We start from the raw sequence: 10973 nt of genomic DNA, 5'->3' as shown, positions 1-10973 counted from the left end.
GACTCCGGCACAATACCGAAGCCATCTCATAGCAGCTTAAACAATAAAGGTGCTTTTATTAAATTGTCCAAACTATAGGGCGCAGTTCAATTAGGAAACAGGGCTTTTTCATTTTGTCGTTTTTAATGAATCGGTTGTGCGGCTGTTAGTTTAAGTGTTTCGGTTGTTTCCGCATGGATTTCGTCAAACAGATCCGGGTGCGCAACAAGCGATGTTCCGTATGACGGAATCATCTCCTTGATTTTAGCTGTCCAACCGTCGATTTGATCCGGGAAACATTTTTCGAGCACTTCGAGCATGACCGGTACAGCGGTCGAAGCTCCCGGTGACGCACCGAGTAAGGCCGCAACGGACCCATCCGCCGCACTGACGACTTCCGTTCCGAACTGGAGCGTCCCTTTTCCTTGTGGTGTATCTTTGATGACCTGAACGCGTTGTCCCGCGACGACGACATCCCAGTCTTCAGTTTTTGCGTTCGGAATGAATTCACGTAGCTCGTTCATCCGTTGTTCTGTCGAAAGCAGCACTTGTTCAATCAAATATTTCGTTAAGCCCATTTCTTTTGCTCCGGCAGCAAGCATCGTCAAGACATTGTTCGGTTTGACGGACGCGAGCAAATCGAGATTCGAACCGGTCTTAAGGAATTTCGGTGAGAACCCGGCAAACGGTCCGAATAACAGTGATTTCTGCCCGTCGATGTATCGTGTATCCAAATGCGGGACCGACATCGGAGGTGCTCCGACTTTCGCTTTCCCGTACACTTTTGCATGGTGCCGTTCCGCGATGTCCGGATTTTTACAGACGAGGAACAGACCGCTGACCGGGAATCCGCCGATTTGTTTTGATTCGGGAATCCCTGTTTTTTGGAGCAATGGCAGACTGCCGCCACCGCCGCCGATAAAGAGGAACTTCGCCGTATGATGTTCAATCCGGTTGTCCTGTTCGTTTTTGACTTTGACTTCCCAGCCGCCGTCGACTCGTTTCAAGTCTTCGACGCCGTGCCCATAATTGATTTCAACGCCCTGTCCTGCGAGGTGCGTGAATAAAATCCGTGTCAGCGCACCGAAGTTGACGTCTGTCCCCGAATCAATTTTTGTTGCAGCGATCGGTTCCGGTGACGTCCGCCCTTCCATGATGAGCGGAATCCATTGCTTCAGCTGCTCCGGATCATCAGAAAATTCCATCCCTTTAAAGAGTGGATTCGCTGATAGCGCTTCCAATCGTTTTTTCAGAAACTCGACGTTTTCCGCTCCTTCGACCATACTCATATGCGGAATCGGCATAATGAATTCTTCTGGATTCGGTAAGACGTTTTCTTTGACGAGATGCGACCAAAACTGGCGTGACAGTTGGAATTGTTCATTTACTTTCACGGCCTTACTGATATCGATCGTTCCGTCTGCATTCTCTGTCGTATAGTTGAGCTCACATAACGCGGCATGACCCGTGCCCGCATTGTTCCACTCATTCGAACTTTCTTCCCCTGCGTTCGGTAACTTCTCGAACACTTTAATTGTCATGTCAGGCGCGAGCTCTTTTAATAAGACCCCTAGCGTCGCACTCATGACTCCTGCACCAATCAATATTACGTCTGTTTGTTTAGGCATACTGCTCATGATATCCTTCCTATCCCCGTTGATATTATGGACCTGCCATGAAAAATAGAGCGCTCTCATGACGACAACTTACCTTTCCATTATAACCCTATCACAGGTCGTTCATATATTAAAATATTGGGTGTTTCCGACTTAAAATAGATGCACTTTCCCTGAATCGCACGCGCACATCCTGAGACATACTTTCAGAGAAAGCGGATATATACTCTAGTAGAAGAAAAAGGGGGAATGATTCATGGCGACACGCTGGATTTTTGGCAATCAGCTGAACCACACGTTACCGCTTCTGCAGGAAGCGGATCCGAAACACGATGTCATCCTGATGGTCGAAGCAACGTCCCGCTCGACCTGGAAAATGTACCACAAACAAAAACTGGTGCTGATTTTTTCAGCGATGCGTCATTTCGCAGACGAACTCCGGAATAAAGGGTTTACGGTCGATTACCGGGAAGCGGATTCGTTTGACGAAGCATGGAAGCAGCACCAGCAACAATACAAACCGACGCACCTGCTCTATACAGCCATCACAGACGAACCGATGCGCCGTGCCATGAAAAAATTCCAGAAAAGTCTTCCGAAGACAATCACCGTCGATGTCTGTTCCGACGTTCCGCTCTTTTTGCTGACACAGGACGAAGCCGTCGCCATGCTCGGGGACAAACCGTGGAAGATGGACCGGTTCTATCGTCAACTCCGAAAAGACCGCCTCCTGTTAATGAACGGAACCAAACCGCTCGGTGGAAAATGGTCGTTTGACGCCGATAACCGAAAACCGGCGAAGGACGGCGTCGATTTTAAAGCACCGATCCGGTTCCGGCCGGATCAGATTACGCGTGACGTCATCAACAAAGTCGAGACGACGTTTGCCGATCATCCGGGGCAGCTCGATACGTTCCACTGGCCGGTCACACGACAGGAAGCACAGCGGGCACTCGCCCGTTTCATCGACGAACGGCTTGAGACATTCGGAATCTATCAGGACGCGATGCTGACAGGAAAGGATACGTTATCACACTCTCTCCTTTCCTCGTCGATCAATATCGGGTTGCTGTCACCGGACGAAGTCATCAAAGCCGTTGCCGCAGCGCTCGAAGAACAGGAGGCGCCGCTCAATGCCGTTGAAGGGTTCATCCGCCAGATTCTCGGGTGGCGTGAGTACATGCGGGCCGTCTATTTGAGTGAGATGCCCGGTTATGAACAGGTCAATGTCCTCAAACACGATCGTGACTTGCCGGACTTCTTCTGGGACGGTCAGACGACGATGACCTGCGTCGCCGAGTCGCTCCGCCCTGTCATCGAAACGGCGCACAATCACCATATCCAGCGGCTGATGGTGCTCGGAAACTTTGCCAATCTGTTTGAGATTTCGCCGCAACAAACGGCGGACTGGTTTAATGAAATGTACATCGACGCCTATAACTGGGTTGTCCTTCCGAATGTACTCGGCATGGCCTTGCATGCCGACGGTGGTCTCCTCTCGACGAAACCGTACATCGCGTCGGCGAACTACATCCATAAGATGAGCGACTACTGCGGGAACTGTCCCTTTAATCAGAAGGAGGCCCTAAGTGACGAGGCCTGTCCGTTCAATGCCTTGTACTGGGACTTCATCGCGAGGCACGAGGAACGCTTCTCCGGCAATCAACGGATGACGATGATGTACCGGCAGTGGGCCAAGCGGGACAAAGCGGATCAGCAGGCCATCCGTAAAAAAGCGACGGCATTGAAGAAACAGTTGGCGGACGGACAGTTTCATCGCTGAGTCTGCCACTGCGACAGCTCGACAAAGACCCGACTCCCTGTCTTCTTCGGCAGGCAATCGGGTCTTTGTCTTTCAGCTCAGGAGCGCGGGTGAAAAAAAGTGAGCGCGCCTTTGTCAGACGCTGCTCTGTTTTTTTCATCACGCACTGTGCCGTTCTGCTTTTTGATGTTTTTTCGTCCGCAACTGATACAGGACAAACAATCCGATGAACCAGACCGGTGTCAGGAGTAAGGCCGGACGGGTTTCATCCGCGACGAGCATGACGACGAGGATCAGTCCGAACAATCCGAGGACGAGGTAGTTGACGAACGGTGTCCACGGTGCCTTGAACGTTGACGCCGCATGCAGTTCCGGTTGTGTTTTCTTATATTTCAAGTGACAGACGAGAATCACACCCCAGACCCAGATGAAACAGATTGCGCTGATCGTCGTGACGATGCTGAAGGCTTGTCCCGGGATCAATTTACTGAGTAACGCACCGCCCGACACGACGAGTGTCGAAATGAACAAAGCATTCGCCGGGACATGGTTTTTATTGAGCTTCGAAAAATTAGCCGGTGCCTGTTTTTGATTTCCGAGATTATAGAGAATCCGGCTTGTCGAGAACATTCCGCTGTTACAGGCTGAGGCAGCAGACGTCAAGACAACGAAGTTGATGACGCCGGCAGCAAGCGGGATTCCAATCAAGCTGAACGTTTTAACGAACGGACTTTCCGTCGCATTTAGTCCCGTCCACGGATTGATCATCAGGAGAACCAGTAACGCCCCGACGTAAAAGAAGAGAATCCGTAACGGAATCTTATTGATCGCGGACGGAATGTTCTTTTTCGGATCCGCTGTTTCCGCTGCTGAGACCCCGATTAATTCAACTCCGACATAGGCGAAGACGACCATCTGGAACGACAACAGGAAGCCGGTCACACCGTTCGGGAACATTCCGCCGTGTTGCCACAAATTACTGACGGTTACAGGACCTGAATCGGTTTGGAAACCGATGATCAGTAAGACGATCCCGACACCAATCAAACCTAAAATCGTAATGACCTTAATCAAAGCGAACCAAAATTCAAGTTCCCCAAACAGTTTGACCGTCAGTAAATTAAAGCCGAGTAAAATCAGGAGCGAGATCACAGCCGGAATCCACTGCGGAATATCGAACCAGTATTTCACGTACACGCCGACCGCAATGACGTCCGCCATCGCCGTCATGATCCAGCAGAACCAATACGTCCAGCCGGTCACGAACGCGGCACGTGGACCGAGATAATCTTCTGCGATGTCCGTTAATGATCCGTATCCGGCTTTCGACAATAACAATTCTCCCAGTGCCCGCATGACGAAGAAAATCGCAATCCCGACGAGTAAATACGCAAAGACGATCGATGGTCCCGCGAGTTGAATCGCTTTCCCAGATCCTAAAAACAATCCTGTCCCAATCGTTCCACCAATCGCAATCAACTGGACGTGCCGATTCGATAAATCCCTTTTCAATCCTTCTTGTTGTTCCAAACCTGAACTCCTCCTTGAATGCTTTCTCTAGTTCCCCCGGTCGGACTGTTCTGTCAGTCCAACAAAAAAAAGAGACTGGACGGGTGTCCAATCTCAAAAAAATCATCAGAATAGCAAATAATCATCCCTTGACTGGCGACGCCAATTCAAAGAATCAAGATTTAGTACTACTCTTCTGTCCTTTTGCCTGAGATTGTGAACCCTTCGGCGCCGCATCATGCGGTCTCTCCAGAAGCTGCTCCTGCCATAGTGTGACCCATGACAATCATAGCTTTCTCTTTTATTCGGTTGCTGAGGTGACATAATCACCTGAATTGTTTTTAATACTAGTAATCTTATGATTGTTTGTCAACCGTTTTAGTTTATTCTTTCATTTCTTCTTTCATAGACTGAAACAGGAATCGATGTTGATTTTCTAGAAAAAGTAAATCACTACAGTCAATTAGGAGGATTAACATGAAAAAAATTTACTTGATCCGCCACTGCGAAGCATCAGGACAAGAACCGGACGCTCCGTTGACGGAGAACGGCCATAGACAAGCTAAAGAATTGGTTTCTTTTTTTGAATCCCGTTCCGTGGATCGTATCTTATCAAGCCCTTTTCGCCGAGCAATTGAATCAATCGAAGCTGTTGCTTTTCAGACAAATTGTTCCATCGAAATCCAAGATGATTTGCGTGAACGCGTTTTAAGTCGTCAACCACTGACCGATTGGCAGGAGCATCTCCAAAAGACGTTTACCGACTTTGATTACGCATGCCCCGGTGGAGAAACGAGCGCAGAGGCGACGCGGCGAATCCAAGACGTCCTGAATGACGTTTGGTCCCATTCTGCTGAGACAACTCTTCTTGTCACGCATGGCAATCTACTTGCGCTATACCTCCACTCATTCGATGCCTCTTTTGGTTTTGAACAGGGACAACACCTTCGCAATCCTGATGTATTTCTCGTGACAGAAGTTGACGATGCTCTCGTTTTCGACCAGTTAGATCTCTTCTGATTCCACTGATTGGTTGTACCGACCGTAACGTTCGAGTTCAAAAACGGTTTTCTCGAAATCGAGTAAGCCGTTTTCGATACGTATACCGAACTGAACGGCTCACTCGTCAATCTGCTTGTCTCCGGTGCCGGAATCATCGGAACTTTGTTGGTCTGAAAATCGGCAGTCGCAGAACACCGCGAAAACCGATTCTCCTGACCAGCGGACTCATCATGATTGGCAGTTTCATCGTTACGGTTGCGTTCGGCAACATCTCGCCACTCGTTTCGTACATCTTTGCCTTCATTTCCGGTTTTGCGATGTACATCCAGTATCCGATTTTCATGAACTTGGCACACGAGATGAAAGGGATGACACCGCAAAAAATCACCGTCCTCTTCGGTCTGTTTTGGGCAATCGCTTATGCGACGCAGACGATTTTCACCATCATTTGGAGCTATGCCCTCGGTCATATGGGCTATACCGTCTCGATGGTCGTCTTTTTCGTCAGCTGTTCGACTTATCTGCTGTTCAGCTTTTTCTTACCTGAAACAAAACCGAAGCAGACGCAACCCGCTTCAAAAAAAACGGCGTAACATTGCAAAAACCCATCGTGTTTCCTGACGAAAATACGATGGGTTTTTAGTTACAATAACGCGTATGATGTGATGTTGCCGCGTTGTTTACGTAACGCAAACAGCATCGGAATTAAACCTTCATGATACGGAATGAACGTCCCTGCTTGAATCCAGGCGATGATTTCCTCCTCCGTCGCCCAGGCGACAGCTTGCACTTCTTCCTGTTGTAAGACGAGTGTCGACAAATCGATATCTGCCTCAATTAAGTAAACATCATCGAACCCTTCATCAAAATGCGACGTCAAATGTGGGCGCATGCCCTCAAAATCATAGCGCAGGCCAATCTCTTCAAACAGCTCCCGTGCTGCCGCCTGCTGGCTCGTGTCTCCCGCGACCGCACTTCCCCCGACGGTCAAGTCCCACAAGTTGGACCAGCCTTCTTTGAAAGGTTGCCGTTGCTGAATCAACATTTCGCCGCTTGAGTTAAACAGACAGACGTGCACGACTAGATGATAATCGCCGCCTTGTAACTTCTTTCCCCGTGTCCATGTCCGTCCTGTTTTCTCGCGGTCCGCGGTATAGATATCCCATTGTTCCATTTACTTCTTCCCCCCTGCCCAATTGTCCGCAAACAGCGTCGAGACCGTTTTGTCTGCTTTCGCCCGGTCGAGTCCGAGCACGACACTTAAAAACAGTGTCTCCGCCGTCTCGTCGAACAGTGTCAGTTCGTACTGTTTGCTGAGACGAACCCACCGTCTTTTGCCTTGCCCGATTTTGTTTCCTTGATACGTGACACTAAACGTCATCGTCGCCCAGTTGATGTCGATCTGCAGGTCCCGGCTGTCAATCCTGTAATCCGCAAACATCAAAAACCCGGTTTTTTGAATGGTCGCAACGACACGTCCGTCCACTTCCACAAGGATATGCGGCAGCATACTGAATGTCTGTTTCGTCACGCGGCCGACCTCGGCTGTTTCTTGCACGAGTTGCCAGTTTTTCTGCATTTGCAACAACTGCCCGGTCACTTCATGCGTGACGTGTCCGGCTTCATCTTCAATCGTAAAACGACGGTTCAAATCCATCGTCTGGTTCATCAAAAGTGCTTTCATCGGTTCCTCCCTGAGTTCGGTTTATGAACTTGCCTCTTCGTCCTCTTTGACACAGTCAATTGCGACGACCAGCGCAATCAACACCTTCTCGACATCAGGATCAAAGACTTGAATCTCGTAACTGTCACCAAACGTGAACCATTTTTTCTCGACGCTTCCGACGACTTCACCATGACGTTTGATTTGAAAATCCATGTCCCACCAATCGCCGTCGATTTCTAAATCTGCCGCGTCAATCGTGTAACGGTCTTTAAAGAATGTAAATGATTTTTCGATCGTCAGTGTTTCGCCATCGACCTCAACAAAAAATTTCGGCAACAGGCTGAATACTTTCTTCGTGATGACGGCGACTTCTTCCCCGTCTACGCTCGAAATCGAAAAGGTCTTCGGAATCTGCATGAAGCTTCCTTCGACGAGATAGACATCCTGTTCCTGCTGATCTTGAATCGAAAAACGTCCCCGTAAACTGAATACTTTCTGTTTCATGTAAAGTGTGTGCATGGCTCTTCATCCTTTCGAAATTCAGAAGTTTTACTACTTTACGCATCGTTCCAGCATTTAGTTTCAACACAATACGAATATTTCACATAGTTAGTTAGGTTTGTTAGCGTCTCGTGAGTGGTATCGGATTAAGACTACAGTTCGCTTAGGAGGTCCACTCATGCCCATCCATACCGTCATCTTGATTACCTTACTTCTGCTCGTTGCGCTCGTCTTCATCGTCCCGCTTATTGTCGTTCTCTACTTATGGGCGACCGATTCACGTCAAAAAGAACATGCCGTCCTCCGAAATTTTCCCGTCCTCGGTAAAATGCGTTATATCTTAGAAAAGATGGGTCCGGAACTTCGGCAATACCTGTTCTTGAACAACAATGAAGGAAAACCATTTTCCCGAAACGATTACAAATCAGCCGTCATCGCCGGTAAATACAATTCACGGATTCTCGGTTTTGGATCAGAACGTGACTTCGATGAAGCCGGTTTTTATATCCAGAATGCCCTCTTTCCGACGAACCGCGATGAACTCCGGGTCGCGAACGATAACAAAGTTCCAACCTACTTATATGAACTCGATCAAGATAATTTATTCACCCGGAAAGAACATCTCGTCGAAAAACAAGTCGCGCCCTTTTTATTACAGGACGACGACGCCCCCATCATCGGTGAAGCGACGTGCCGCCAGCCGTTTCAAGTCCGCGGACTGATTGGACAATCGGCGATGAGCTTCGGTGCACTTGGAGACCGAGCGATCACTGCGCTGTCGATTGGCCTCGGACGCGCTCAAGGCGCCTGGATGAACACAGGCGAAGGCGGTCTGTCCGACCATCATTTAAAAGGCGACGTCGATATCATTTGCCAAATCGGTCCCGGACTGTTTGGCGTCCGGACGGAAGACGGTGACTTTTCATTCGAAGAATTTGAACAGAAAAGTCAAATTCCCCAAGTCAAAGCATTCGAATTAAAACTTGCCCAAGGTGCAAAAACGCGTGGCGGGCACCTCGAAGGCGAAAAAGTCACACCGGAGATCGCCAAGGTCCGGAAAGTCAAAGCCGGTGTCGGCATCGATAGCCCGAACCGCTTTAATGAGTTCAAGACGAACGCCGAGATGCTAACGTTCGTCGAGAAGTTACGCGACATCGGTGGGAAGCCGGTCGGTATCAAAATCGTCGTCGGGAAAGTCGATGACATCAAAGATCTTGTCGCCTATATGGCGGAGTCCGGCAAACACCCTGATTTCATTACGATTGACGGCGGCGAAGGCGGGACCGGGGCGTCGTTCCAGGAGCTCGCCGACGCGGCGGGTCTTCCGATCAAATCGGCGCTCCCCTATGTCCATCAGCTCCTCGTGGCATACGGGATTCGTGACCGGATCAAACTGTTTGCGTCCGGTAAGTTGATCAGTGCCGATAAGATTGCCGTCGCCTTAGGGCTCGGTGCTGATTTCGTCAACATCGCCCGCGGCCTGATGTTCAACGTCGGTTGCATTCAGGCGCAAGTCTGTCACACAAACCATTGTCCCGTCGGTGTCGCGACGACGGATCCGAAACTGCAAAAGGCCCTCATCGTCGACGAGAAGAGCTTCCGGGTGACGAACTACATCATCTCGCTTCGGGAAGGGCTCTATAATTTGACGGCAGCGGCCGGACTTGAAAGCCCGACGCAGCTGACGGCAGAACACATCATCTACAAGGACCAAAATGGTCATGTCACGAAAGCAACGGCGCTGAACTACAATCCATTGAAATGATTGACGTGTGCAAGCAGCTGACTCCTACGATCTGTGGAGTCAGCTGCTTGCACTTTTTCTGCAATACGCTTAAAGTATATAGTTGATGAAATTTTAATTGAGCAAAACGAATTACCTTAAGGAAAGGGTTTTATATACGATGAAAAACAACTTTTGGCAGGACCTGCCACGACCATTTTTTGTACTTGCACCAATGGAAGATGTCACCGACGTCGTCTTCCGTCACGTCGTCGCGAAAGCAGCGCGGCCGGATGTCTTCTTCACTGAATTTACGAACACCGAAAGTTACTGTCATCCGAAAGGCAAACAGAGTGTCCGCGGACGCCTCGAGTTCACGGAAGATGAACAGCCGATGGTCGCCCACATTTGGGGCGACAAACCGGAATATTTCCGTGAGATGAGTATCGGGATGGCGGAAATGGGCTTTAAAGGCATCGACATCAACATGGGTTGCCCGGTCCAGAACGTCGCCGTCAACGGAAAAGGATCAGGACTGATCAATCGTCCCGACGTTGCTGCCGAACTGATTCAAGCAGCGAAAGCCGGCGGTCTGCCGGTCAGCGTCAAGACGCGTCTCGGCTATTCGAAAGTCGAGGAGTGGCACGACTGGTTACGCCACATTCTCGAGCAGGACATCGCCAATCTGTCGATTCACCTGCGGACGCGTAAAGAAATGAGTGCCGTCCCGGCGCACTTCGAACTGATTCCGAAAATCAAGAAACTCCGGGATGAAATCGCGCCGCAAACACTCCTGACGATCAACGGGGACATCAACGACCGGCAGCATGGTCTGGAACTCGTCGAACAGTACGGTGTCGACGGTGTCATGATCGGTCGCGGGATTTTCCATAATCCGTTTGCGTTCGAAGTCGAAAAGAAAGAGCACTCGAGCGAAGAGTTACTGGGACTGTTACGTCTGCAGCTCGACCTGCACGATCAGTATTCAGCGGAATTCGAACCCCGTCTGTTCAAACCGCTCCGTCGGTTCTTTAAGATTTATGTCCGCGGTTTCCGCGGGGCGAGCGAATTGCGCGCCCGTTTGATGGAGACGAATTCAACGGACGACGTCCGGGCGCTGCTCGACGAGTTCGTCGAGCAGGAAGGCATTCACGCCGTCAATTCGTTTTCGATTTAATGTAATCATGCAAAAGAGCAAGGCCACGCGCCTTGCTC

Annotated in this window: 10 protein-coding genes and 1 riboswitch; of the genes, 5 read left to right on the top strand and 5 right to left on the bottom strand. The window is 49.8% G+C overall.

The window, feature by feature from the left end:
• Positions 1-122 precede the first annotated feature (122 nt).
• Entirely contained in the window at positions 123-1616 is a 1494-nt protein-coding gene (locus tag KNP99_RS13900; protein WP_214766276.1) for a malate:quinone oxidoreductase, read from the bottom strand.
• Between the two features lie 235 nt (positions 1617-1851).
• Here KNP99_RS13900 and KNP99_RS13895 point away from each other — a divergent pair, with 235 nt between their 5' ends.
• On the top strand, positions 1852-3378 hold the full coding sequence (locus KNP99_RS13895) for a cryptochrome/photolyase family protein (protein ID WP_214846181.1): 1527 nt from the start codon (positions 1852-1854) through the stop codon (positions 3376-3378).
• 138 nt (positions 3379-3516) lie between these two features.
• Here KNP99_RS13895 and KNP99_RS13890 read toward each other — a convergent pair whose 3' ends face one another.
• Positions 3517-4887: an amino acid permease gene (locus KNP99_RS13890; RefSeq protein ID WP_088838270.1), complete on the bottom strand. Its 1371-nt coding sequence runs from the start codon at positions 4885-4887 to the stop codon at positions 3517-3519.
• A 165-nt stretch (positions 4888-5052) separates the two neighbouring features.
• Positions 5053-5129: riboswitch (glycine riboswitch) on the bottom strand.
• 214 nt (positions 5130-5343) lie between these two features.
• On the opposite strand from KNP99_RS13890, the gene KNP99_RS13885 reads away from it, so the two are divergent.
• Both KNP99_RS13885 and KNP99_RS13880 read left to right on the top strand, forming a co-directional pair.
• Complete coding sequence (locus tag KNP99_RS13885) at positions 5344-5886, top strand: histidine phosphatase family protein (protein WP_214846180.1); 543 nt, start codon at positions 5344-5346, stop codon at positions 5884-5886.
• Positions 5887-6098: 212 nt separating this feature from the next.
• Positions 6099-6461, top strand: a complete 363-nt coding sequence (locus tag KNP99_RS13880) for a hypothetical protein (protein ID WP_214846179.1) — start codon at positions 6099-6101, stop codon at positions 6459-6461.
• A gap of 50 nt (positions 6462-6511) precedes the next feature.
• Here the strand turns inward: KNP99_RS13880 and KNP99_RS13875 are convergent, their stop codons facing one another.
• From KNP99_RS13875 to KNP99_RS13865, 3 genes are read right to left on the bottom strand one after another with little or no spacing between them, the layout of a single operon-like run.
• Entirely contained in the window at positions 6512-7042 is a 531-nt protein-coding gene (locus tag KNP99_RS13875; protein ID WP_214846178.1) for an NUDIX hydrolase, read from the bottom strand.
• Positions 7043-7552 (bottom strand): LURP-one-related/scramblase family protein, encoded by a 510-nt coding sequence (locus KNP99_RS13870; protein WP_214846177.1) that lies wholly within the window; start codon positions 7550-7552, stop codon positions 7043-7045. It lies immediately after the preceding gene.
• Positions 7553-7573: 21 nt separating this feature from the next.
• Positions 7574-8053 (bottom strand): LURP-one-related/scramblase family protein, encoded by a 480-nt coding sequence (locus tag KNP99_RS13865; RefSeq protein WP_214770286.1) that lies wholly within the window; start codon positions 8051-8053, stop codon positions 7574-7576.
• Between the two features lie 160 nt (positions 8054-8213).
• Here KNP99_RS13865 and KNP99_RS13860 point away from each other — a divergent pair, with 160 nt between their 5' ends.
• The gene (locus KNP99_RS13860) at positions 8214-9800 is read left to right on the top strand and encodes an FMN-binding glutamate synthase family protein (protein WP_214846176.1); all 1587 of its coding nucleotides are present in this window, start codon (positions 8214-8216) and stop codon (positions 9798-9800) included.
• A 139-nt stretch (positions 9801-9939) separates the two neighbouring features.
• Positions 9940-10935, top strand: coding sequence for a tRNA dihydrouridine synthase (locus KNP99_RS13855; RefSeq protein WP_214846175.1), 996 nt, complete (start codon positions 9940-9942; stop codon positions 10933-10935).
• Positions 10936-10973: the final 38 nt, after the last annotated feature.

This window comes from Exiguobacterium sp. s95, from assembly GCF_018618655.1.
Classification (GTDB): domain Bacteria; phylum Bacillota; class Bacilli; order Exiguobacteriales; family Exiguobacteriaceae; genus Exiguobacterium_A; species Exiguobacterium_A oxidotolerans.
Note: the sequence above shows the minus strand (reverse complement) of the source record. Positions and strands in the feature narration are given on the sequence as shown.